General features: G+C 58.1%; 23 protein-coding genes. 19 read left to right on the top strand and 4 right to left on the bottom strand.

Annotated elements, in window-relative coordinates; all coding sequences use genetic code 11:
• Positions 1-7 precede the first annotated feature (7 nt).
• Both ACP8MI_RS06940 and ACP8MI_RS06935 read left to right on the top strand, forming a co-directional pair.
• Positions 8-970, top strand: a complete 963-nt coding sequence (locus ACP8MI_RS06940; RefSeq protein WP_239210699.1) for an ROK family protein — start codon at positions 8-10, stop codon at positions 968-970.
• A gap of 90 nt (positions 971-1060) precedes the next feature.
• Complete coding sequence (locus ACP8MI_RS06935) at positions 1061-1783, top strand: putative N-acetylmannosamine-6-phosphate 2-epimerase (protein ID WP_239210701.1); 723 nt, start codon at positions 1061-1063, stop codon at positions 1781-1783.
• Between the two features lie 12 nt (positions 1784-1795).
• Here ACP8MI_RS06935 and ACP8MI_RS06930 read toward each other — a convergent pair whose 3' ends face one another.
• On the bottom strand, positions 1796-2497 hold the full coding sequence (locus ACP8MI_RS06930) for a FadR/GntR family transcriptional regulator (protein WP_239210702.1): 702 nt from the start codon (positions 2495-2497) through the stop codon (positions 1796-1798).
• 288 nt (positions 2498-2785) lie between these two features.
• Here ACP8MI_RS06930 and ACP8MI_RS06925 point away from each other — a divergent pair, with 288 nt between their 5' ends.
• The 5 genes from ACP8MI_RS06925 (at position 2786) to ACP8MI_RS06905 (ending at position 9185) form a co-directional block, all read left to right on the top strand.
• On the top strand, positions 2786-4423 hold the full coding sequence (locus tag ACP8MI_RS06925) for an ABC transporter substrate-binding protein (protein ID WP_284590018.1): 1638 nt from the start codon (positions 2786-2788) through the stop codon (positions 4421-4423).
• A gap of 64 nt (positions 4424-4487) precedes the next feature.
• Positions 4488-5453 (top strand): ABC transporter permease, encoded by a 966-nt coding sequence (locus tag ACP8MI_RS06920; RefSeq protein ID WP_018119842.1) that lies wholly within the window; start codon positions 4488-4490, stop codon positions 5451-5453.
• Positions 5453-7543 (top strand): dipeptide/oligopeptide/nickel ABC transporter permease/ATP-binding protein, encoded by a 2091-nt coding sequence (locus ACP8MI_RS06915; protein WP_284594040.1) that lies wholly within the window; start codon positions 5453-5455, stop codon positions 7541-7543. Before ACP8MI_RS06920 ends, ACP8MI_RS06915 begins: the two co-directional genes overlap by 1 nt.
• 5 nt (positions 7544-7548) lie before the next feature.
• On the top strand, positions 7549-8397 hold the full coding sequence (locus tag ACP8MI_RS06910) for an ABC transporter ATP-binding protein (protein WP_018119840.1): 849 nt from the start codon (positions 7549-7551) through the stop codon (positions 8395-8397).
• Positions 8398-8495: 98 nt separating this feature from the next.
• A complete protein-coding gene (locus ACP8MI_RS06905) occupies positions 8496-9185 on the top strand; it encodes a S1 family peptidase (RefSeq protein ID WP_018119839.1) in 690 nt (229 codons plus the stop codon).
• Between the two features lie 36 nt (positions 9186-9221).
• Here ACP8MI_RS06905 and ACP8MI_RS06900 read toward each other — a convergent pair whose 3' ends face one another.
• The 3 genes from ACP8MI_RS06900 to ACP8MI_RS06890 form a co-directional block, all read right to left on the bottom strand.
• Positions 9222-10979 (bottom strand): BCCT family transporter, encoded by a 1758-nt coding sequence (locus tag ACP8MI_RS06900; RefSeq protein ID WP_053084904.1) that lies wholly within the window; start codon positions 10977-10979, stop codon positions 9222-9224.
• Positions 10980-11100: 121 nt separating this feature from the next.
• Positions 11101-12501 (bottom strand): hypothetical protein, encoded by a 1401-nt coding sequence (locus ACP8MI_RS06895; protein WP_049149083.1) that lies wholly within the window; start codon positions 12499-12501, stop codon positions 11101-11103.
• Positions 12502-12504: 3 nt separating this feature from the next.
• Positions 12505-13167, bottom strand: a complete 663-nt coding sequence (locus ACP8MI_RS06890) for a TetR/AcrR family transcriptional regulator (RefSeq protein ID WP_284606993.1) — start codon at positions 13165-13167, stop codon at positions 12505-12507.
• Between the two features lie 259 nt (positions 13168-13426).
• Here ACP8MI_RS06890 and ACP8MI_RS06885 point away from each other — a divergent pair, with 259 nt between their 5' ends.
• From ACP8MI_RS06885 to hisI, 12 genes are all read left to right on the top strand, one after another.
• Positions 13427-14143, top strand: coding sequence for a hypothetical protein (locus ACP8MI_RS06885; protein ID WP_284606991.1), 717 nt, complete (start codon positions 13427-13429; stop codon positions 14141-14143).
• A gap of 3 nt (positions 14144-14146) precedes the next feature.
• Positions 14147-14755, top strand: a complete 609-nt coding sequence (locus tag ACP8MI_RS06880) for a hypothetical protein (protein WP_049149078.1) — start codon at positions 14147-14149, stop codon at positions 14753-14755.
• A 12-nt stretch (positions 14756-14767) separates the two neighbouring features.
• Positions 14768-16177: a histidinol dehydrogenase gene (gene hisD / locus ACP8MI_RS06875; protein ID WP_284606989.1), complete on the top strand. Its 1410-nt coding sequence runs from the start codon at positions 14768-14770 to the stop codon at positions 16175-16177.
• A gap of 3 nt (positions 16178-16180) precedes the next feature.
• Positions 16181-17275 carry a histidinol-phosphate transaminase gene (locus ACP8MI_RS06870; protein WP_284606987.1) on the top strand — a complete coding sequence of 365 codons (1095 nt, stop codon included), beginning with the start codon at positions 16181-16183 and terminating at the stop codon, positions 17273-17275.
• Positions 17272-17877: an imidazoleglycerol-phosphate dehydratase HisB gene (gene hisB / locus ACP8MI_RS06865; RefSeq protein ID WP_259816206.1), complete on the top strand. Its 606-nt coding sequence runs from the start codon at positions 17272-17274 to the stop codon at positions 17875-17877. Before ACP8MI_RS06870 ends, hisB begins: the two co-directional genes overlap by 4 nt.
• Entirely contained in the window at positions 17877-18044 is a 168-nt protein-coding gene (locus ACP8MI_RS06860) for a hypothetical protein (RefSeq protein WP_018119826.1), read from the top strand. The genes hisB and ACP8MI_RS06860 overlap by 1 nt, the downstream gene beginning before the upstream one ends.
• 103 nt (positions 18045-18147) lie before the next feature.
• Complete coding sequence (locus ACP8MI_RS06855; protein WP_174232063.1) at positions 18148-19545, top strand: MFS transporter; 1398 nt, start codon at positions 18148-18150, stop codon at positions 19543-19545.
• A gap of 15 nt (positions 19546-19560) precedes the next feature.
• Positions 19561-20193: an imidazole glycerol phosphate synthase subunit HisH gene (gene hisH / locus ACP8MI_RS06850; RefSeq protein ID WP_284606984.1), complete on the top strand. Its 633-nt coding sequence runs from the start codon at positions 19561-19563 to the stop codon at positions 20191-20193.
• A gap of 59 nt (positions 20194-20252) precedes the next feature.
• Entirely contained in the window at positions 20253-21014 is a 762-nt protein-coding gene (gene priA / locus ACP8MI_RS06845) for a bifunctional 1-(5-phosphoribosyl)-5-((5-phosphoribosylamino)methylideneamino)imidazole-4-carboxamide isomerase/phosphoribosylanthranilate isomerase PriA (RefSeq protein WP_284606982.1), read from the top strand.
• Positions 21015-21026: 12 nt separating this feature from the next.
• On the top strand, positions 21027-21848 hold the full coding sequence (locus ACP8MI_RS06840) for an inositol monophosphatase family protein (protein ID WP_284571783.1): 822 nt from the start codon (positions 21027-21029) through the stop codon (positions 21846-21848).
• Positions 21849-21865: 17 nt separating this feature from the next.
• The gene (gene hisF / locus ACP8MI_RS06835; RefSeq protein ID WP_144736213.1) at positions 21866-22687 is read left to right on the top strand and encodes an imidazole glycerol phosphate synthase subunit HisF; all 822 of its coding nucleotides are present in this window, start codon (positions 21866-21868) and stop codon (positions 22685-22687) included.
• Complete coding sequence (gene hisI / locus ACP8MI_RS06830; RefSeq protein WP_284606980.1) at positions 22684-23079, top strand: phosphoribosyl-AMP cyclohydrolase; 396 nt, start codon at positions 22684-22686, stop codon at positions 23077-23079. Before hisF ends, hisI begins: the two co-directional genes overlap by 4 nt.
• Positions 23080-23082 lie beyond the last annotated feature (3 nt).

The raw sequence follows: 23082 nt of genomic DNA, 5'->3' as shown, positions 1-23082 counted from the left end.
TGTAGCGGTGCCTAGCACTTTAAGTTTTGATATCGGCGGCACGAAAATCGCCTACGGCATCGTCCGCGATCACGCCCCGAGCGACATCATTGCCGCGGGTTCGGTACCGGCTCAACCACAAGGCTCGTCGCTTGCCGCCGAGTTCGACAAGGCCGTCGGTGTGGCACTGAGCGTTGCCCGCGAGGCAGGTGTCGAACCGGATCGCATCGGTGTTGGCGTGCCGGGGATCGTGCGCGGCCCGCACGGCACCGTTTTGCGCTCCGGACCTACCGTTCCCGGTTGGCAAGGCACGATCATTGAAGACATCATCGCCCGGCACACGCACGCGCCGGTGGCCTGCCACAACGACGTGCGCATTTGGGCCTTCGGCGAGCACACCTTCGGGGCGGGCCGGGAGCTTCCCGGTCGCGTGGTCTACCTATCGTTAGGCACAGGTGTTGGCGGAGCCATCGTCGACAATGGAGAACTACAAACCGGAACGACCGGTTCCACCGGCGAATTTTCCGAATTGCTCGTCGCAGACCTGCGCGGGATGGCCGATCGGGTAGAAAACACCTGCTCCGGCAACTCTCTGGCGCGCTACTACAACGTGCTCGCCGCGCAACCGGACTTCGCCGGACGCATCGCGTGGGACCATCCACCTGGGCCCAACGATCTCAGCCTGCCGGAGATCATGCAGCGCTATCATAACGACGACCGCCTGGCGTTCGACGTGATCGACGGCAATATGCGTGGCTTCGGGCGCGCGCTGGCAGGTTTGGCGTTTGCCTTGGATATCGACGGCATCGTCATCGGCGGCGGGGTTGGCGGCCTGGGCGAACCAGTACTGGGGGCACTGCGCGCCGGATTTGCGCAATGGACAGTCGATTCTGCGCAACGGCTGCCGATCGTGGCTTCCGAGCTGGGCAGACTAGCCCCGCTGGTCGGTGCCGCCGCCTATGCGCGGGAATTCGCGGCAACAACCAGCTAGTGTGGCGACCGGAGCGATAGCCGGGCGAGAAACCGCTGCATAAAAACCACTGCCTAAGAGTCCACACACTACACAGGAGAACCGAAAGCTATGGCGTTTACCTTCCAAGCCAGCGATATCGCTGGGCGTCGGCAAGAAATCATTAATGCGGTGCGCGGCAACGTGGTCGTGTCTGTGCAAGCACCCGACGGACACGCAATGCGCGATACCCACACGTTGACGCACGTGGCGCGTGCCTGCGTCGACGGGGGAGCGCCAGCAATTCGCTGTGGCGGATATGGCGGGGTGGACGATATTGCCTCTATCGCTGCCGCCGTTGACGTGCCGGTATTTGGGCTGACCAAAGAAGGCGACACCGGCGTATACATCACCCCAACCCGGGAATCTGTGCGCAACGTGGTTGCTGCGGGTGCGGCGGTGGTGTGTGCGGATGCCACGTTGCGGCAACGCCCCGACGGCTCCAGCTTCGCTGAGCTCGTTGAATTAGCCCACGAGCTGGGCGCGGTGATGATGGGCGATTGCGCGACGCCGGAAGAAATGGCCGCTGCCCACAAAGACGGCGCGGATATTATCTCCACGACGTTGGCTGGCTACACCGAGCACCGGGAGAAAACCGAAGGGCCTGATTTCGAATGCCTAGCTCAGGGGCGTGCATTGGTGGGCCCGGATGCATTCGTGATCGGGGAGGGGCGCTTTCACACTCCGGCCTTGGTGGCCGAAGGGATCAAACGCGGTGCCGACGCAATCATTGCCGGTACCGCGATCACCGATCCCGGCTGGATTACCGCGGCATTTTCGGCTGTGCTGGACTAAAATCTGCCTGCGCTAGCCTTCCTGCTCCGCAGCAATTGCGCGCTGCAGCGGGGCGTAGTGCTCGAGGACTTTCTCGCGATAACGTTGCTCGTCGCCAGCTTGCAGCGCATGCACAATGGCGGCATGCGCCTCGATGGTTTTTTCAATATCGCCGGGCATCTGCACTTTCATCAAGGGCAGCACGTCCATGTGGATCTGCCAAAAAGCATCGCAGAGCTCGCGGATCAGACTATTCGAAATCAGTGAGTTCAAGCGCTGGTGGTAGGCGCGGTCTTGCTCCGCAAATGACTGTCCCGACGCGTGTTTGTCGTGCATGTCGTCGACCAGTGCCAATAGGTGTTCGGCGTCGTCGGGAGTAAAAGCTCGGCATAATTCCGCGGCCATGGAGAGATCCAAGCCGATACGGACTTCCACCACCTCGCGCAGATGCGCGAAAGAATTGGCGGAATCGATGGTGGTGCGCAGCACCAGGCCCTGTACCAGCGGCGACAGAGACAGAGTACCGACAAACGTGCCGTGGCCGTGGCGGACCTCGACAATATCCAAGCTGGCGAGGGTGCGCACGGCTTCGCGGACAGAAGACCGGGAAAGATTCAGTGCTTCACACAGACGTGCTTCCGTCGGCAACGGATCGCCGGGGTTGAGCTGGTGTTGTTTGATGTAGTCGGTGATCCCATTGGCGGCCAGCGTTGCGGCATTGGGGCGGTGGCTCACTGCGGTTCCTTTCGGGCGGTGCGGTATTTCCGGATGTGGTTTTCGGGTGGGGATCGCCGGTGAGGTTACCCCCGTAGCGGTGGTGCAGTAAAGCCGATGACCTTGGAAAATGCGCGGTGGACGGTTTTGTGAACGAATTCATCAATGAACTAATTGGTAGAAGTCAGATGTCTGACATATTATATGATCACGTTCACAACTTTAAGTTCCGACGCTGAGAGTCACGCCAGGATCACAATCGGCTGGTGTAATACGCGGTTGGGCCTTGACAGAAAGGATCAAGACCTCATGTCTCTGAATGTCTCCATTATCCGCCGGATTGGCATGGTCGCCGCAGCTGCCAGCGTGAGTCTTGCACTGGCTGCCTGCGCCCCAGACAATAGCTCCAACGGCGCGCAAGATTCCGCGTCGAATGGTTCCAGCAGTGATTCCAGTGCTGATTCCGCAGCATCGGGCGAAGTTAACGAAGATGGCACCATCCGTGCTGCCATCTCCTACGAGCTGGGCACCAACGGCTATGACCCCATGACCACCACCGCTGCACTGACGGTTGCCGCTAACTGGCACACTCTGGAAGGTTTGACTGAGCTGGATCAAACCGATGGCTCCACCTATGCAGCACTGGCTAAAGAATTGCCGGAATCCGGCGACGGCACCGAAGCCACCGTGGAACTGCGCGAGGGCGCGAAATTCTCCAACGGCTCTGATATCACTGCCGACGACGTCGTCTACTCGTTTGAGCGTGTTATGGATGAATCCAACGAGTCTTTGTATGCCTCGTTTATTGATTTCATCGATTCGGTAGAAAAAGTCGATGACACGAGCGTCAAGTTCACCCTGAAACACCCAACCGGTGTTTTGGCAGAACGCTTGTCGACGGTCAAGATCGTGCCGAAGGACGTCGTGGAAGAAGATCCCAAAGCCTTCGACAACAACCCGGTTGGTTCCGGGCCATACGTCATGACCGATAACGGTGGTGCCACCAACACCATTAAATTCGAACGCAACGAGCACTATAACGGAAAGCGCCCGGCACGCTCGGCAAAGATGGAATGGGACATCATCCCGGATGCCTCCACCCGCATCAACGCTTTGCAATCCCAGCAGGTACAGGCCATTGACGCCGTGCCATACCTGAATGTAGACACCGTTGCTGCCACCAACGAACTCGAATCCGAGCAGGGCTTCGGGCTGTTGTTCTCCATGTTCAATAACGACCCATCGAACCAGTTCTCGAACAAGGACGCCCGCCAGGCATTCCTGTACGCCATCGACATGGATAAGATCATCGAAAACGCGATGCAGGGCCAGGCCACCGCTGCGAAATCCTTCCTGGATACCGAACACCCGAACTTCCACGAGGCAGCCACGGTCTACGAGAAAGACACCGAAAAGGCCAAGGAACTGTTCGAGAAGGCCGGCGTCGACAAGCTGCACCTGCTGGCTACGGACCATGACTGGGTCAAACTGGTCTCACCGATCGTGCAGGAAAGCCTGAAAGAAGCCGGCGTCGAGGTCGAATTTGAAGAGAAGAAATCTTCCGACGTCTACAACACCATCGACGGCAAGCCGGATGCCTACGACGTCGTGCTGGCCCCAGGCGACCCATCCGTTTTCGGTAACGATCCAAACCTGCTGATGCGCTGGTGGTACGGCAACGACACCTGGACCCAGACCCGTATGCACTGGAACGACGAAGGCTACGAGAAGATCCAAGACTTGCTGGATAAGGGCCTGCAGGAAACCGACGAGTCCAAGCAGCAAGAAATCTGGAATGAAACTTTCGACGTGCTGTCGGACGAAGTCCCGCTGTACCCACTTTTCCACCGCAAGGCACCAAGCGCTTGGGATGACAACACTCTCGTTGACTTCAAACCAATTTCAGTGACCGGACTGTACTTCTTGGGTGCAGGTACGACTGAGTAATTAGTGTGCGGGCACGGGTGAATAATTCGTGCCTGCACATGATCGAGTACTAAAGGCAGACTGAATGTCTCATCTCATCCGCCTCATTGGGCGCAGGCTGTTGGCGCTGCCGATAATGGTCCTGGGCGTAACGTTCCTGGTGTTTTTCATCATGTCGTTTTCGCCTGCGGACCCGGCACGTCTAGCGCTAGGCGAAACCGCATCGCCGGCCGCTTTGGAGGCTTACCGTGAAGAACATGGATTAAACGATCCGCTGCTCGTGCGTTATGGCCAGTTCTTGGTCAACATGATGCAGGGAGATCTGGGCCTGTCGTCTGGCGGCGTGCCGGTGACTGAGCGAATTGCCCACGCGTTTCCCATCACGCTGCAGCTGACTTTCACCGGCTTGTTGTTGGCCGTCGTGGTGTCGGTGATCTTGGGTGTTTTGGCTGCGATCTACCGCGAAAAATGGGTAGATCAGGTCATCCGTGTGCTGTCGATCGCTGCACTGGCGACCCCGTCGTTTTGGTTGGCGATTCTGTTGATCCAATGGCTCGGCACCATCCCCGGCGGTTGGGGAGCATTCCCAGCCGTCGTGGCCAGGTGGGTGCCGTTTAGCCAGGACCCAGCGACCTGGGCGAACAATATCTTCCTGCCCGCGGTGGCACTCGCGGTGCCGGTGGCTGGTTCGCTGACCCGCGTGGTTCGAACCTCCATGGTGGAAGAACTCGATAAAGACTACGTCCGCATGGCAATCGGTGCGGGCGTTCCGCGCGGAACCGTCATTGGACGCAACGTTTTGCGCAACGCTTTGATCACCCCGATCACGGTGTTGGGTCTGCGAGTGGGCTACCTCATGGGTGGTGCTGCCGTCATCGAGATCATTTTCAATATCCAGGCAATGGGCCAGCTGATCCTGGACGGCGTCGTGCGTAACGACGTCTACCTGGTCCAAGGCGTCACATTGGTGGTGGCGATCGCGTTCATCATCATCAACATCATCGTCGACATTCTCTACGTGCTGGTGAATCCACGGATTAGGAGCATCTGATGCTACGAGCAAAAACCACACAGAACCTGGAGAATAAAGCCGGTGCGCGGTTTACCGGCCTGAAAAACTTGCCGCTGAAATCCAAGATTTCCATGGTTGTCCTGGGCATCGTGGTGCTGGCGGCCGTGTGTGCACCACTGATCGCACCGCATGATCCGCTGACTACCGGCACCCCGATCCAACCACCATCCGGCGAGCACCCATTTGGCACCGATTCCGTCGGCCGCGATATCTTATCGCGCGTCATCTACGGCGCGCGTTCCTCGCTGCTGATTGGTTTACTTGCCACAGGCTTGGCGCTGCTGGCTGCCGCGGTATTGGGTTCAATCGCAGCGACGTCGAACAAAGTGGTCTCGGAAGTGCTGATGCGCTTTTTGGACATCGTGATGTCCTTTCCGGCTATCGCACTGGCAGCGGTGTTCGTCGCCGTGTGGGGCAATAACGTCGCGATTCTGATCATCGCGATTGGCTTCGTATACACCCCGCAGCTCTCGCGCATTATTCGCGCGAATGTGTTGGGGCAGTTCGGCGAAGACTACGTTTCCGCCTCCCGTGTGATGGGCGCGTCGACGCCATATATTTTGCTCAAGCAAGTTGCGCGTAACTGCATTGCACCGGTGCTGGTGTTTGCTACGGTGCTGGTTGCTGATGCGATTGTGCTGGAAGCGTCGCTGTCATTTATCAACGCCGGTGTGGCACCACCGAATCCATCCTGGGGCAATATCTTGTCTGATGGGCAAGGAATCTTGCTTACTGGCGCGTGGTGGCCAACGTTTTTCGCCGGTCTGATGCTGCTGGTCACCGTGCTGTGCCTGAACATCATGTCCGAAGGCATGACCGACGCTTTGGCCTCGCCACCAGCGCGCAAGCCGATTGCGGATGATGCGAAAGCAGCCGAGCAAGCAGAAAAAGCTGCTGCCGTAAAAACCCTGGGTGCCACCTCCCGGGAAGAATCCCAGGCAGCGTTGGAGCAGTCGTTGGCTGCTCTGCGGGGCTCGGCCATGGTGACGCACAAGCGAGATTCTGGAGTTGCGAGTGCGGACGGATCCGCGAAGAAATCTCCTCTCCTGGAGGTAAAAGATCTGCGCATCAGCTTCCCGGATGCGCACGGTTCTGTGGACATTATCGACGGGGTGAATTTTTCCGTCGCGCCCGGTGAAACGCTGGGACTGGTGGGAGAATCCGGCTGCGGAAAATCCATTTCCGCCATGTCGATCATGGGCTTGCTGCCGGCATCAGCCGTGAAAACTGGCGAGGTGCGCTACGACGGAAACAACGTGCTGGAGCTTAACGACAAAGAGCACAACAAGTTGCGTGGCCACGAAATCGCGATGATCTACCAGGACGCATTGTCGTCGTTGAACCCGTCGATGCTGATTAAAGCGCAGATGGCGCAGCTGATTAAACGCGGTGGTAAGCGTGGTGCCCGGGAGCTGCTGGAGCTTGTGGGATTGGATCCGGATCGCACCTTGAAGTCCTACCCACACGAGCTTTCTGGTGGTCAGCGCCAGCGCGTGCTCATCGCCATGGCGTTGACGCGCAACCCGCGTTTGCTGATTGCCGACGAGCCGACGACTGCGCTGGATGTGACAGTGCAGAAGCAAGTCGTCGAATTGCTTAATGATCTGCAAAAGAAGCTGGGCTTTGCGATGATTTTCGTCTCGCATGACCTTGCTTTGGTCGCGCGCATGGCGGATAAAATCACCGTGATGTATGCCGGACAAGTGGTTGAGCAGGGCGCGACGTCTGAGATTTTGGGTAACCCGACGCATGAATACACCCGCGGGCTGCTTGGTGCCGTGCTGTCTGTCGAAGCCAATGCACAGCGCCTGTATCAGATCCCAGGCACAGTGCCGTCGCCGACGGAGTTCGTCAACGGTGATCGGTTCGCGCCGCGCTCGTCGAATCCAGAATTGGGCTTGGAGGAAAAACCGACGCTGCGTGTGGTCGGTGATGCACAAAGCTCGACTCATTACTATGCGAGCACCGACGAGCTGGAAGCTGCGCGTGGTGGCGTAGATAGTGGTGCAGGCGGTGGCGCAGGCTCGCAATCTCGTTCCGTGTCGGGTAGCTCGAAGCAGGAAGGCTAGTGGCTATGAGTCAGTTGGATAACAAGCAGAATGACCCGGTCCAGCCAAACCAGAACTCTGGTCTCGGCGAGCCAGTTCTCGAGCTGCGCGATACCAGTGTGGTATTTAAAACCCGGACTGGTAGTTTGTTCAGTCCGAATAAAGTACAGGCCAATAAGCACATTAATTTCCAGATCTACCGCAACGACATCGTCGGCATCGTCGGTGAATCCGGCTGTGGTAAATCCACGTTGGCGAAAGTTATGGTTGGGTTGCAAAAGCCGACTTCTGGCGAGGTGCTGTTTAAAGGCGAGCAACTTGGCTGGGGCAGGTCTGCGCGTAAAAAAATGGGCAGGTCGGTGTCGGTGGTGTTCCAAGACCCAGCTACCTCGTTGAACCCGCGTATGAGTGTGCAACAACAGCTACTTGATCCGTTGAATGTGCACGGCGTGGGATCGCATAGCGACCGGCTCAACCGCGTGCGGGAGCTGCTTTCGCTGGTCGGTTTGCCGCAATCGGCGTTGAATGTGTTGCCGCGGCAAATTTCCGGTGGCCAGCGCCAGCGCGTCGCGATTGCCCGTGCGCTGGTGCTAGAGCCGGATGTGATTATTGCGGATGAGCCGACGTCTGCGCTGGATGTGTCCGTGCGCGCGCAGGTGTTGAACCTGTTGTTGGATCTGAAGCGTGAAATGGGCCTAGGCCTGGTGTTTATTTCTCACGATATTAATACCGTGCGTTATGTATCCGACCGCATTTGCGTGATGCTCGGCGGGGAAATCGTGGAAGAAAATACCACCGAGGAAATTTTCACCAACCCGCAGCATAGCTACACGCGTGAGCTGCTGGGCTCGGTTCCGTCGTTACTGGGAGAATAGCGCGGAGAATCCCAGAAAACTCTACGGCATTTGTGCGAAAAATGAGTAATAGTTAACAATTCTTGGAATAGTAAAAGAAATCTATTAGTCTCTGAGGTATGAGATTAAAGAAGGTTGCGCTCGTTCTGAGCGCCATTGCTGTTGCTGTCACCGGTGCGGTCGCGCCGCAAGCCAATGCCGTTCGGGGAGGCCATGACGTCTCTCCCGATGACAAAAATGCACAAAATATCGTCATCATTGGCGGCTGCACGGGTACCGCCATCAGCCCACACTGGGTCCTCGCCGCAAAACACTGCTTCCGTGAAGGCAACCACCCGATGCCGATCACTGCGGGCATCGACAAAAAGGGCGGCCGCAAAGGCTCACAGGAAACTTTCTATGCCCCAAGCGGAGACATTTCGCTTGTGCGGATGTCCATGTATTCTGCCTTTGATTTTGACAGCTACCCACAATTGGCCTCCGAATCGCCCCAGGCTGGACAGACCGGAACCTTCTATGGTTGGGATAATCGAGCACACAATTACTTGCAGCAATCGACCGCGCAAGTGCAAGGTAGCTACCAAGACGGCAGTTATACCAACGGCAAAATGTTTGTTGTGCACCACCAAGATGGTGCCTATTCCAAGCCAGGCGATTCCGGCGGGCCGCTTTTTATCGATGGAAAGCTAGCGGGTGTGGCCTCGGCAATCTCTGGCAACGGCGTGCCACTGAACCTCGCTGATATTGCGGCGCAAAAAGACTGGATCGCGGAAAAATTGGCAACGACAGGCGACACCGCGAATTTCTAACACAGTTCGCCTGCCTGCCGCCTGACGGTTTATCGCTTATTTATTATCGCCAGTTTCGACAGTGACGTTGCCTGTGAGTTTCCACCCGTCGCCTTCGTCGTATTCGAATTCCGGGGCTTCGACTTCGTTGCCATCTTTGTCGTAGCCCGGAGCAGGCTTGTTTTCTGCCTGCTCGAGTTTTTCTGGGGTATCGGTCTTTTCCCAGCGTCGGGTGCGCAAACGTTTCTCGGCGGCGAAGTCATCGCCCATGCCCTTCAACAACGAGACCATGATGAAGCCCTGCATGATGAAAAACGGCAGAGCGACGATGGTGACCACTTCCTGGATTGCTTGGATACCAGCGTCATTAATGAACAACAGCGCGGCGGTCACGACACCCACAGCGATTGCCCAGGCGACGCGGTAATAGGTGGGGGATTTGGCTTCTTCACCGGTGGCGAAAGTATCCATCACTAGGGCCGCGGAGTCGATCGAGGTGATGAAGAAGATTGTGATCACAGCCAAAGCCAGTGTGCCGGATACGGCATACAGCGGGTATTGCTCTAACAGTGCGAACAGCGCAACTGGGGTATTGCCTTCTTCGACTACAGGACCGGTGAGTACCCCGGGGGCGGCAAGTTCCATTTCGATCGCGGAGCGGCCGAATATCGAGAACCACACGATGACGAAAATCGTCGGCAAGGCGAGTACCCCACCGATGAACTCACGCACGGTGCGCCCACGGGAAATGCGGGCGATGAACATGCCGACGAACGGCGACCAACAAATCGTCCATGCCCAATAGAAGGCCGTCCAGGAATTTAACCAGCCTGGGTTTTCGTTGTACGAGTCCACCCAGAACATCAGTTCTGGCAAGCTGCTGGCATATAAGCCGAAAGCTTCCGTGGTGTGGTTTATGACTTTCAGTGTTGGGCCCATCGCGGCCACGAAGATCATCAACAGTACTGCGCCCAGGATGTTTAGGTTGGAGAGGATTTTCACGCCTTTATCCAGACCTGTGGCCACGGAAATCGAGGCAATCACGGTGATGCCGACGATGATCAGCACTTCTACCCAGCCGACCAGCGGCACGCCCCACATGATATTCAGGCCAGCGTTGATCTGCAGCACACCCAGGCCGACGGAAACCGCCAGACCGAAGATAGTGCCGATGATTGCCATCGCATCAATCAGCTTGCCTGGCCAGCGATAGACCATGCCGCCCAGAAACGGCGAAAAGACTGAAGAGATGCGTGCGGGCATTTTGCGCTTGTAAATGAAGTAGCCCATGGCCAAACCAGGCAGCACGAAAATGACCCACATGTGGGCGGCGAAGTGATAGTAGGTGTATTCGAATGCTTGGGTGATGGCCTCTTGACTCATCGGCTCTAGTTCACCGCGCGGTGGGTTATAGGCGTGATGGATCGGTTCGGCCGCGCCCCAGAACAGCAAGGTTGCGCCGAGGCCGGCGGCAAAAAGCATTGCGAACCACACAGGAAGCGAAAACTCCGGTTCGTCTTCGTCATCACCCAGGCGCAAGTTGCCGAATTTGGATACAAAGATTCCGATCAGGAACACGAAGATGACTGAGAATCCGCCGATGTATAGCCACGCGAAATTTTCCAGCAAGCTTTCGGAGACGTTGCCGTAAAGATCGCGGGCGCGGGCACCAAAGGCGATGGTTCCGGCGACGAAAACGATCACGAAAATGGCTGCGGTGAAAAAGACAAAGGGGTCGGTCTGCAGCCGGAATCTGCGATTATTATCCGCGGAATCCGCCGGGGACCCGGTTGGGGAAGTAGAAGGTGCCGTCATGATTGTCCTGCCAGCTAGGTTGCAAAGTTCTAGCAGGGATTATACTTAGCCCCACCTTGCCGGGGGCGGTATTGCACCTCGGGAGTTTATCGCGCCAGCCCTAGAACTCACTGCGTAAGCCCTAGAACGGCGGCTGCTCGTCCAGCCCCAACACGTGCAACAATTTCGAGGCCGGCCAGATGGCAATATCTTGGCCTTTTTCGTTGAGTTCTTCGGCGCGTTTTTCCTTGGAGGTCTTTTTCGCCCATTCACCGACTACCAGCACGGTGGTTTTCTTGGTGACGTTTTTGCCTACCTGGCCGCCGCGTTCTGCGATATCGGACCACAACCGGCCTTTATCAAAGGGCTCGAACTCGCCGGTGAGCGTGACATGCTGGCCAAATAGTGGGTGGTCGGAATCTGCTTCGTCGTTGGCTTCCGGCACTGTGTCTGGGGTGGCTACGGCCTGCCATGGGGCGGGTTGGCCCCCGCCGGAGTTGCCAGCTTTCTTTCCCGATTTTTTGCTTGTCGACGACGCCTGGTCCTTGTTTTCGCTACTTGCGAGAATATCTGTGCGTGCGGTTTTTTCGGCGCCACCGCCGGCGAGTTCGCTGAGATCGGTACGCAACACCGGGCGGTGCGTGCCGTTGGAAATGTGGCCCAGTGCGAAATTTATGCCGGCAAACAACTCGGAAACGCTGCCACGATGGTGTTCGCGCAGGGCCAGTTGCACCAATACTTCGCCAGTCAGCCGTGCTGCTGTGGCCGGATCCGTGTCTTGGGTCGTGGACTGAGAGTGAGCCTTGGACTGGGCTCCGGATGAGCCTGCATCATCTGCGCTGTCAGCGACTCCGAGTGCCTGGGCTACGGTGGCCAGATCGTGGTTGCGAACAGCAATGACTGCCCGTGTGCTGGCCTCGCGGGCGAGTGCGAGCGTGCAGCCGTAGGTGAATTCCGGGGCACTGCTACCGGCGTCCATGAGTGCTCGGTGTAACAATGCAGCGTGCGCGAACCCATTGTGTGCGATGAGCGGGCTGGAGCCGTCGGCAAGCGAATTTGTGGAGTCTAGATACTCGGCGAATTCCGCGGCGCTGAAAGACTTCGCCTCGCCAGCTTGGCCATCGGTGTATTCGATGGTGTGGACCAGCGGTGCGGTGCCAGTCCCAGCAGCGTTGTTGCCAGCACCAGCGGCGCCATTACCCGTAGAAACCGCGAAGGCCACGAAATTCAAGCCCGCTACTGCGCCTTCCGCCGGGGCATTGCCTTGTTGTGCGTCGCGGACATCGGCGATGAATGACTGCAATGCTTTGCGGCCGTTGTCACCAGGGGAAAAGATAATCTCTTCGCCGGTGCCACCCAGTCGAACACTGCCACAATTGAGAGCGGTGGGTTCGGTTGCAGACAGGCTGGTGATCTCGGAAATCGCGATGGTAGATACTGTGCGTGACTGCGAACCGCGGTACAAAGCCGCGGACAATTCGCTGCGCATCACCGTGATTTCCTCATTCGATACCGTCAGCGTGGCGTTATGGGCTTGAGTCACGACTTAAGTTCCTTCCTGATCATGTAACCGGGCGTGCATCCCAGCTAATAACACAGTAATGCCGCGTTCGACGTCGTCGGTGCCGGGGAGGTTTGTGCTTCGTGCGGTCCCGGGGCGTGTGGGCTTAGTGGCCGGTTGGGTGGCTTCCAGAAATTGCTGTGCTGATTGCTCCATGATGCTCGCGCCAAACACCAAGTGCAATGCAGAAGAAGTAGTAGCAGCAATATCCGCGGTGGTGTGGGCTTTTCCCGGGGCGAGTCCTGCCAGGTTTAGTTCGTGGGTGATCGTGGCAGACAAGCTATCGTGCAATTGCGACCACAACGGCGAGTTGGGTTGAGCAGCTGCCGCATGTACGAGTTCGGCACCGTCGCGGTGGGCTAACAGCGTGGCGTGCAAGGTGGTGCAGAATTCTTGCGGGCTGGGCGGTTGTTGAGCAGGCTCAGATTCTGCGGTGATAGCAAGCCCGTCGGCAAGTGCAAAGACGGGTGTGACGATTTTGTGGGCTACTGCTGTAATTAATTCTTGTTTGTTTGCGATATGCCAATATAGAGCCCCCGCGGCAACCCCTAGGGAGCTTGCTACCCGCCGCATTGTCATATCAGCCAGCCCATAGGCGTCGAGAAGCTCTAGGGCCTGGTCGATGATGGTTTCGCGGTATAGCTGCACAACTGCATAGTTTACGGTAAATAACCCGAGCAAACTTTCGCGGGCTCATGCTGTAGAAAACGCTTATGTGCGCAGGTGTGCGCTGGCTGGAATGTATGCGAGAAAAGCTCAACGCGCGCAGTATGTGTCGCTCACAGCATATTTCGAGGGAGTTCTCATGTTTACCGTACGCTCAGGCTGTTAGCATTACGTGACGTTACACCTGAGAATCCAATTTTTGCCGAATGGCGTGTTATTCCCGAGTATGCAAGGAGCATTCATGTCTCTGTCCCTGACGCCCAAAAAAGCCATTGTGGCTGTCGCTGCGCTGGCCCTACTGATTGTGGCGGGGTGCTCGTCGGCCGATGAGGAGACCGCTGCGAAAAATACTTCGACGGTTACCAGCACCTCTGAGACCGCTACTGAAACCCCCACAGAGGACCCAGAGCACAAAGACGAAAAAGACAAAGAGGAAAAGGATAAGGGCAAAGATCAGCCTGCCGAAAATCAGCCAAAGCCACAGGATCAGGCAGCAAACGGTGGCACCCGTGATCACGGTGGACACAACGGCGAGCCGGTGAACCCCTTTGCAGGCGGGAACCCCCAAGGCATGAACGTCGCACCGGTGGAGGGTGGTCAGCCTGCCGACGAGCAGACGGTTGCCGAGATTCGCCGTTTGCTCGACGGGCAATTCGAGCAGACCAATCCGATGGACTTTTTCACCTATATGCCGAAAAACAGCTGCAGTGCCGTTTTGAATGAGATTGATGGCGGAGCCGATGCTTTCAAGGAAGAAAACGTAGATCCGGCAACTCGTGCGGCAATGGACAACCTCTTCCAGATTGCCCCAGTCAACGCGCATATCGAATCGGTTACTGACGTCCAGCGCAATGGCGACCGTGCCTCCGCATCGGTGACTATTCGCAACCAGCAGGGCCCTGATACCGCTCTGTATCGCTTTCAGCACGAAGGCGGACAGTGGAAGTTCTGTAAGTAATTTATGCAGCAGAAGATTCCGCGATGGCTCGGTGATCGGGCTGGCCTGATCGGGCTGGGGCTGATTGCCTATTCCCTCGGAGGTGCGCTGTGGGGGCTTGTGCGCCCAACGTTTTCGGCGGAAGTGGTCAGTGCTGAGCGGCTGATTCCGGATTATTCGGATTCCAGCCACTTCATCGCTTTTGCTTCTTTCGTGATTGCCGCCATCGTGCTGTCTGTGGCGTTGGCGATTTTTGCCTATCTCACGCAAGGGTCACGAAAATTCGTGGATCTGTTGTGGGTCGGGGTGGTCGCCCTGGCCGGAGCGGTGTCGTTTTTGGCGGTTGGCGATGTCGTGGGCATGAGTGTGCACGGTATTGGTTCGGCTGATCAGCTGGCTCCGGGGACGACTATCACCACGGTGGCCGCGGCCAAACCTGGTATTTCGGGTTACCTGGTGGCTCCGTTCGTGGCTATGCTGGTGTATTGGTCGTTACAGGTTCTTAGCCCTGCGACAGAAACAACAGGACCCACAGAACCTACAGAACCTACAGATGATAACGGTCAGAAGGCTCAGCAGATCCAAAAGACCCATAAGGTTGACAAAACCCACAAGACGCCTAGCCAGCATTAAGGAGCCACCACGGTGTTAAGCACGATCGACCTGCGAGGCCAGGTGCCCACCACCAGCCAGTTGCGGCGCAGTCTGCCGCGCGGCGGTACGGATATCACGTCGGTCTTGCCGACGGTTGCGCCGATTATTGATGCGGTGAAGACGGGTGGGGCCAACGCTGCCTTGGAATTTGGTGAGCGTTTTGATCGTGTGCGTCCGCGTTCGGTGCGTGTGCCCGCGGAGATCATGGACCGCGCTGTCGGTGGGCTGGACCCGGATGTGCGCGCCGCGATTGACGAGGCGATCGCGCGCACACGCCGGGTGCACCGGGAACAAAAACCGTCCAGCCATACCACCACGCTTGCCGACGGCGCGCGGGTGACCGAGGTTTTCCGCCCCGTTGAACGCGTGGGATTGTATGTTCCGGGTGGCCAGGCGGTGTATCCGTCATCGGTGATTATGAATGCGGTGCCGGCGCAAGAAGCCGGTGCGCAATCACTGGTGGTGGCAAGCCCACCGCAGGAAGATTGTGGCGGTTGGCCGCACCCGACTATTTTGGCTGTCTGCCAGTTGCTCGGGGTAGATGAAGTCTGGGCAGTTGGCGGCGCGCAGGCTGTTGCGCTGCTCGCGTACGGCTCTGATGCTGCTGATGATGCGGATATCGCAGGTGCTGCTGGCGCTGTTAGTGACGATGCTGCTGGCGCTGCGTGTGAGCCGGTCGACATGATCACCGGCCCGGGCAATATTTATGTCGCTGCCGCCAAGCGCCTGGTGCAGGGCGTGGTCGGGATCGATTCGGAAGCAGGCCCAACCGAGATTGCCATTATTGCTGATCACACCGCGAACCCCACGTGGGTGGCTTATGACCTGATTTCGCAGGCCGAACACGATGAGATGGCCGCTAGCGTGCTGATTACCACCGACGAAGAATTCGCGCAACGCGTCAACGATGAGATCACGCAGCGCTATGGTGTCACCGCCAACCGCACGCGCGTCGAACAAGCTCTGCGCGGGCAGCAATCCGGCATTGTGCTGGTCGATGACATCGAGCAAGCCATTCGCGTGGCCGATGCTTATGCGGCAGAGCACCTGGAAGTACACACGGACAATGCGCGCGAGGTGGCTGAACGCGTGCGCCATGCCGGTGCCATTTTCGTCGGGCAGTACTCTCCCGTGCCGTTGGGTGATTATGTTGCCGGTTCCAACCACGTGCTGCCCACTGGGGGCACGGCACGGTTTTCGTCTGGCTTGTCGACGCACACGTTCTTACGCCCAGTCAACCTGATTGATTATGACCAGGAAGGTTTGCGCGCGGTCGCGGAACACGTCATTGCGTTTTCGCAGGCGGAGCAGTTGCCCGCGCACGGTGAGGCGATCCGGGCGCGGTTTGCTGAGAATCCAGAAAACACGGATACCAGCAGTGCAGAGGCTTCGGAGGGTTAAGCGATGGTCGATATTTCGCATTTGCCGCTGCGCGAAGAACTCCGCGGCCAGCGTGCCTATGGCGCACCACAGCTGGACGTTCCGGTTGCGTTAAACACCAATGAAAACCCGTACCCGCCATCACCGGCGCTGGTGGAATCGCTGTTGGCGGAAATCCAGCGGCTGTCTACCAGGTTGAACCGATACCCGGACCGTGATGCTGTGCAGCTGCGCGCGGATTTGGCGGATTACGTCACCCGGCGCACTGGGGTAGAGGTCACCGGCGAGAATGTCTGGGCAGCCAATGGCTCCAATGAGATCCTGCAGCAACTGTTGCAGGCATTTGGTGGTCCGGGTCGCAGCGTGTTGGGCTTCCAGCCGTCGTATTCCATGCATCCGATATTGGCGGCCGGTACGCATACAGAATTTCTCAACGTCCCGCGTCGTGCAGATTTTACCGTCGACATCGACGCCGCGTTGGCTGCCATCGCTGAACATCAGCCGTCGGTGCTGTTTATTACGACGCCGAATAATCCGACTGGCACGCCGACCGGATTGAACGAGATCGAGCAGATGTGCCACGCGATGCATGGGCTCGACGGCATCGTGATTGTCGATGAGGCCTATGCGGAGTTTTCCGGAAGCCCGTCGGCGACCACGCTGATTGCTAAATACCCTGCCACGCTGGTGGTTTCGCGCACGATGTCGAAGGCTTTCGATTTTGCCGGGGTGCGGCTGGGCTATTTCGTCGCTGATCCCGCCTTCGTGGAGGCCGTGCAGTTGGTGCGCTTGCCCTATCACCTGTCGGTGTTGACACAAGCGGCCGCACGTGCGGCGCTACGCCATGCTGATGAGACGCTGGCCGACGTCGACAAGCTGATTGCAGGCCGCCACCAAGTGGTCGCCGGGCTGGAAAAACTGGGTTACACAGTAATGCCGAGCGAATCGAATTTCGTGTTTTTTGGCGATTTTGCTGATCAGCACGATATCTGGCAGCAGTTTTTGGATCGTGGGGTGCTCATCCGCGACGTGGGCGTTTCCGGGTATCTGCGGGCGACAATTGGTACACCAGAAGAAAATGAGGCCTTTGTGCAGGCAGCACGGGAGGTGCAGCGATGAGCGTGCGTAGTGGGAGCCACCAGCGGAGAACGAGCGAATCCGATATTTCGGTAGAGATCAACCTGGACGGCCCAGCCGCGGCCGATATTTCGACCGGGTTGCCGTTTTTTGATCACATGCTTACCGCGTTTGCTGTGCACGGTGGTTTTGGGCTGCAGGTCGCAGCGCGTGGGGATATCGAGGTTGATGCTCACCACACCGTGGAAGATACCGCGATCGTGTTAGGCGAGGCTTTCGCGAAAGCATTGGGGAACAAGGCTGGAATTACCCGGTTTGGGCAGCAGCAGTTACCCATGGATGAAGCGTTGGTTGAGGCCGTGGTGGATATTTCCGGTCGCCCCTACTGCGTCTTTACCGGCGAGCCAGAGCACATGGTGCACCAGATCATCGGCGGGCACTATGCGACGGTGATGAATGAGCATTTCTTTGATACCTTCGCCAAGCACGCGGGGTTGACCCTGCACGTGCGCTGCCACTATGGCCGTGACCCGCACCACATCACCGAAGCGGAATTCAAGGCGGTTGCTAGGGCTTTGCGCACTGCGGTGCTCGTTGATCCGAAACAGGCGGGTCATATTCCGTCGACGAAGGGTGCGCTGTAATGGCGAATCTTTCGGTACTGGTCACGTTTTTGGTCGCGGGAATGCTTGCTGGCGGTGCGGTCAGTGCGTATCGCGCGGGCTCGAAGGTATGGACGATCATCGCTGCGGTAGCCGCCGTGCTGGTTGCGGTGTTGGCTGTGTGGATGATGACGATGCAGATGCCGTAGCAGTGTTGACTAGGTAGTCCGCCCGCCCGATGGCTTTACTAAGCCTGGCGTTCGTGTAATTTTAAGCACGCACGGAAGTATCAGTGAGGAGGCGATGGCGGCAATGAGTCAACAGCATGGTGGTGAAAACAACAACCAGTCTGCGGAACAGTCTCCAGAACAGTCTGCCGACGTACAACCCGCACGGGTAGTGCAGTCGCCGGCGGCTTCCATTTGGAAAGTACCCGGTTTTACCTCCACGATGGTGGCCATCGCCGCCGCCTTCGGAGCTTTTTCCTTGTTACTTCCTGTGCTGCCGTTGGCGGTGCTCGATTCTGGTGGTTCTGCCACCTTGGCCGGTGGTGCCACCGGTTCTTTTATGGCCGCGACGGTGGCCATCCAGATTTTTACCCCGCAGTTGGTGCGCAAATTTGGCTATAACCCCGTGATGATGGCGTCTGCCTTCATGCTCGGCGTTCCGGCACTAGGCCATCTGCTAGGCATGGAACCCTGGGTTGTGCTGCTGTTTTCCGCGTTGCGCGGTACTGGGTTCGGTGCACTTACGGTGGCACAGTCCGCGTTGATTGCAGAGCTCGTCCCTATCCGCCTGTTGGGCAAAGCCACTGGCATCCTGGGCGTTTTCGTTGGCGGTGCACAGATGGTGTTTATGCCCCTCGGCCTGATGATGGGGGATGCCTGGGGTTATCACACCGTGTTCTACCTGGCAGCCACGACGGCGCTGATTGCGGTAGCGATGATTATCCGCTTACCGAAGCTTTTCCCAGCCACCGCGGATGAGGAAAGTTCCGGTGTCGTCCAGGTTTCGATGTGGAAATTGGTCCTCGTGCCTGCGCTGGCGATGACCAGTATTTCTATGAGCTACGGTGTGGTTTCAGCCTTCTTGCCGGCCTCGGTGCGTGAGGCCGACCCAGAAACCGGTGCCGTGTTGGCTGGTTTCATGCTCTCGCTTATTGGCGCGATGACATTTATCTTCCGCCTGGTCTCCGGCACCGTGGCAGACCGCACGGGCAAACCGGGCATGTTGATGATCCCCATGCAGTTCCTGGGGTTGTTCAGCATGCTGTTGATGGCTACCGCCACTTTTGCCGGTTGGTCCATCTGGTGGTTGGTTCTATCAGCGCTGTTGTTTGGTGCTGCTTTCGGTGGCATGCAAAACGAAGCCTTGTTGTCGATGTTTGACCGGCTGCCTCGGCACAAATTCTCTGAGGCCTCGGCGGTCTGGAATATTTTTTATGATGCAGGCACCGGTCTGGGTTCGCTAGCCTTGGGTGCTTTGGTCGCCGGATATGGTTACGGGGGAACCTACCTTGCGGCCGCCGGGATTGTCTTCATGTTGATTATCTTGACCTGCATGGATGCGTATATCGGGAAGCATCGCACCACCGATTATCACCATATCCGTGGCCGTCTGCGCCAGGTGCCGGGTGCGCGCACCGCGGGCCGGGCGTGGCGGGTCTCGCGCCGTAGTGCTTCCCGTTTGCGGTTTGGTAAGAAGCCATAGCCTAGACTGTCAGGCATGAGCCCGACTGTCGCCCTGCTTGATTATGGTTCCGGAAATATCCGCAGTGCCTACCGTGCCCTTGAACACGTCGGTGCGGACGTAGAAATCACTCGTGACCCGCACACCTGCCTGAACGCGGACGGTCTGCTTGTGCCCGGTGTGGGTGCGTTCGCGGCCTGTATGAGTGGGTTGCGTGAGGTGCACGGCCCCCGCATTATTGGCCAGCGCTTGGCTGGTGAACGCCCGGTGCTGGGCATTTGCGTCGGCATGCAGATTTTGTTTGAGCATGGCGTGGAACACGACGAAGCCGCGGATGGTTGCGGTGAATGGCCGGGTACCGTCGAGCGCTTGCAGGCGCGGGTGCTGCCGCACATGGGGTGGAATACCGTGCAACAACCAGACTCGCCCATGTTTGCGGAGCTTGCCGACGACGAGCGGTTCTATTTCGTGCACTCGTATGGGGTGCGTACTTGGGAACTCGACAGCACGGATTTCGCGGCCCCGCCGAAAGTAGCCTGGTCGGTGCATGATGGTGATCGTTTTGTGGCTGCCGTCGACAATGGTGCGCTGTGGGCGACGCAATTCCACCCGGAAAAATCCGGTGCGGCTGGTTCGCAATTGCTGCGAAACTGGATTAACACGCTGTAGCGTGCCGCGTGTGGGGGATAAGAAGCCGTGTGGGACATAAAAACAAGAAAGAATCTGTCATGAGTTTTAGTCTTTTGCCTGCCGTCGATGTCGTGGATGGCAAGGCTGTGCGCTTGGATCAAGGTGCTGCCGGAACAGAGAAATCTTACGGTGATCCCATCGCTGCTGCGCGCCGGTGGCAAGATCAGGGCGCGGAATGGATCCATTGTGTGGATTTGGATGCGGCGTTTGGGCGTGGTTCCAACCATGAATTGTTGGCAGAGATTGTCGCAGAAGTCGGCGTCAACATTGAGCTGACTGGTGGTATTCGCGACGACGCCTCCCTGGAACGCGCGCTAGCGACTGGTGCACGCCGGGTGAATATCGGTACTGCCGCGTTGGAAAAACCAGAATGGATTGCTCAGGTGCTGGCTTCGCATGCCGACGTGGTGGCGGTGGACCTCGCGGTGTTGCGCGACGGTGACGGTGAATGGCGTACCCGTGGGCGTGGCTGGGAAACCGATGGTGGTGATCTCTGGGAAGTACTTGAGCGGTTGGATGCTGCGGGCTGCCAGCGTTTTGTGGTGACCGATGTGTCGAAAGATGGCACGCTGTTGGGGCCGAATATTGAGCTTTTGCGGGATGTCAGCGCCGCTACAGAAGCCAAAATTACCGCCTCGGGCGGGATTTCGAGTCTGGATGATGTGGCCGCCGTCGCCAAGCATGCCGATGAAGGAATTGATTCGGTGATCATCGGCAAAGCCCTGTATGAGGACCGCTTTAGCTTGTCCGAGGCGCTGGAGATGGTGGATGGACTAGTAAGCAAGGCCACACGCGGCTAGGATCGGTGTGTAATGGATGCATCCGAGAGCACAGCACGAGAGGCACATGCGCACGGCTTGTCGAGGCAACAGTCGCTGCAGTATTTGGCTCAGTTGGACACAGTCCTTGGTAAAGCCGAGGAGATGTTTCGTGCTGGCTTCGGCACCGCGCCTGCGCGCCGGAAATCCGGTGGATCGCCGGTGACGACCGTCGATTTCAGCATTGAGGAATATTTGCGGGAAACATTGCACGGCATTGCCGGTGCCACGGTGTGCGGTGAGGAACATGGCGGTGAGATTGGTGAGGAACCCGCGTGGGTGATTGACCCGATTGATGGCACCGCCAATTTCGCGGCGGGTAATCCGATGTGCGCGATCAATGTGGCTCTGGTGGCCAATTACCGTCCTGTCGTTGGCATGATTGCGCTGCCGCTGTTGCATAAACGCATCAGCGCTGTGGCTGGCGGGGGAGTGCTGCGCAATGGCGAGCATTTTGCCCGTCACCGGCCGCACGGGCACATCGGTGCTTCGAATGTGGGCTCGGCTGCGGTGGATCAGGTATCTGCGCATCGCCGTGCACAAATGTTGGAAGATATTGTCTCGCAGGGGCTTTCGACCCGCATTACCGGTTCGGTGGGGTTGGATCTCGCCTTTGCCGCCGAAGGTGTTTTTGATGGCATCATGAATTTCTCGCCGTTTCCGTGGGACAACGCCGCTGGTGCGCTGCTGAACTCCGAGGCCGGGTTGGTGGTCACTGACCTGGAAGGCAGGCCGTGGACGACGCGGTCGCATGGCATTATCGCCGGAAGCGCGGATATTCACCACCGTCTGCACCGTTTGGTGCGCGAGAATTAGATAAGAAAGGCATTGTCATGAGCCTGGCAACACGGGTGATTCCGTGCTTGGATGTCAACGACGGCCGCGTAGTCAAAGGAGTCAACTTCGCAGGACTCCGCGATGCTGGCGACCCAGTGGAACTAGCGCGCAGGTATGAAGCCGAAGGCGCCGACGAGCTGACGTTTTTGGATGTTTCTGCCTCCAAGCAAGGCCGCGGCACCATGCTGGAGGTGGTGCGTTCTACCGCCGAGCAGGTGTTTATCCCGCTTACTGTCGGCGGCGGTGTGCGCAGCGCGGATGATGTGAACGAATTGCTGCGCGCTGGTGCGGATAAAGTCTCGATTAACACCGCAGCGATTGCGCGTCCGGAACTTTTACGGGAACTGTCCCGCCGCTTTGGTTCGCAGTGCATCGTGCTCTCGGTGGATGCGCGCCGGGTACACCCTGCCACCGGAGAAGAAGGCCACACAGGCGGCACAGGTCACCTGGCCCCAGCAGATTATGCCCCGTCTGGGTTTGAGGTCACCACTCATGGTGGCTCGAAGTCTGCAGGCCTGGATGCTATTGCGTGGGTACGCACCGCCCAAGAACTCGGGGTGGGCGAAATCTTGCTGAATTCCATGGACGGCGACGGCACCAAGGCAGGTTTTGATCTGGAGCTGATTACCGCGGTGCGGGAGCACACGAGCCTTCCGGTGATTGCTTCTGGCGGGGCCGGGGCAGCTGCGCATTTTCCACCCGCAATTGCAGCTGGTGCTGACGCGGTGCTGGCAGCGTCAATTTTTCACTTTGGAGAAGTAGCGATCGACGAGGTGAAAGCAACCATGCAGGATGCAGGATTGACGGTGCGGCTATGAGTACCACAGACAACCGCCAGACCGGCGGCGGAGCGAGCGATAATCCCGCCGATTACGAGTTGGACCCAGCCGTCGGCACGCGCCTGAAACTCAACGACGACGGACTGCTGCCTGCCGTGGTGCAGGCTGCTGATACCGGGGAAGTGCTCATGCTCGCCTGGATGGATACCCATGCGCTGGCCTACACGCTGGCGATGCGGCGGGGCACGTATTATTCGCGCTCGCGCCAGGAATATTGGATCAAAGGCTTGACCTCCGGTAACACGCAGCACGTGGAATCGGTGGCGCTGGATTGTGACGGCGATACGGTGCTGCTGCGGGTCCGGCAACGCGGAGGAGCGTGCCACACGGGTGATCGCACGTGTTTCGATGCCGACGTTTTGCTAGCCTAAAAT

It is taken from the genome of Corynebacterium sp. LaCa_70 (assembly GCF_058182015.1).
Note: the sequence above shows the minus strand (reverse complement) of the source record. Positions and strands in the feature narration are given on the sequence as shown.

Coding starts and splice junctions, on each gene's coding strand:
- ACP8MI_RS06935 (WP_239210701.1), top strand. CDS start 1,061: ATGGCGTTTACCTTCCAAGCCAGCGATATCGCTGGGCGTCGGCAAGAA.
- ACP8MI_RS06925 (WP_284590018.1), top strand. CDS start 2,786: ATGTCTCTGAATGTCTCCATTATCCGCCGGATTGGCATGGTCGCCGCA.
- ACP8MI_RS06920 (WP_018119842.1), top strand. CDS start 4,488: ATGTCTCATCTCATCCGCCTCATTGGGCGCAGGCTGTTGGCGCTGCCG.
- ACP8MI_RS06915 (WP_284594040.1), top strand. CDS start 5,453: ATGCTACGAGCAAAAACCACACAGAACCTGGAGAATAAAGCCGGTGCG.
- ACP8MI_RS06910 (WP_018119840.1), top strand. CDS start 7,549: ATGAGTCAGTTGGATAACAAGCAGAATGACCCGGTCCAGCCAAACCAG.
- ACP8MI_RS06905 (WP_018119839.1), top strand. CDS start 8,496: ATGAGATTAAAGAAGGTTGCGCTCGTTCTGAGCGCCATTGCTGTTGCT.
- ACP8MI_RS06900 (WP_053084904.1), bottom strand. CDS start 10,979: ATGACGGCACCTTCTACTTCCCCAACCGGGTCCCCGGCGGATTCCGCG.
- ACP8MI_RS06885 (WP_284606991.1), top strand. CDS start 13,427: ATGTCTCTGTCCCTGACGCCCAAAAAAGCCATTGTGGCTGTCGCTGCG.
- ACP8MI_RS06880 (WP_049149078.1), top strand. CDS start 14,147: ATGCAGCAGAAGATTCCGCGATGGCTCGGTGATCGGGCTGGCCTGATC.
- ACP8MI_RS06870 (WP_284606987.1), top strand. CDS start 16,181: ATGGTCGATATTTCGCATTTGCCGCTGCGCGAAGAACTCCGCGGCCAG.
- hisB (WP_259816206.1), top strand. CDS start 17,272: ATGAGCGTGCGTAGTGGGAGCCACCAGCGGAGAACGAGCGAATCCGAT.
- ACP8MI_RS06860 (WP_018119826.1), top strand. CDS start 17,877: ATGGCGAATCTTTCGGTACTGGTCACGTTTTTGGTCGCGGGAATGCTT.
- ACP8MI_RS06855 (WP_174232063.1), top strand. CDS start 18,148: ATGAGTCAACAGCATGGTGGTGAAAACAACAACCAGTCTGCGGAACAG.
- hisH (WP_284606984.1), top strand. CDS start 19,561: ATGAGCCCGACTGTCGCCCTGCTTGATTATGGTTCCGGAAATATCCGC.
- priA (WP_284606982.1), top strand. CDS start 20,253: ATGAGTTTTAGTCTTTTGCCTGCCGTCGATGTCGTGGATGGCAAGGCT.
- ACP8MI_RS06840 (WP_284571783.1), top strand. CDS start 21,027: ATGGATGCATCCGAGAGCACAGCACGAGAGGCACATGCGCACGGCTTG.
- hisF (WP_144736213.1), top strand. CDS start 21,866: ATGAGCCTGGCAACACGGGTGATTCCGTGCTTGGATGTCAACGACGGC.
- hisI (WP_284606980.1), top strand. CDS start 22,684: ATGAGTACCACAGACAACCGCCAGACCGGCGGCGGAGCGAGCGATAAT.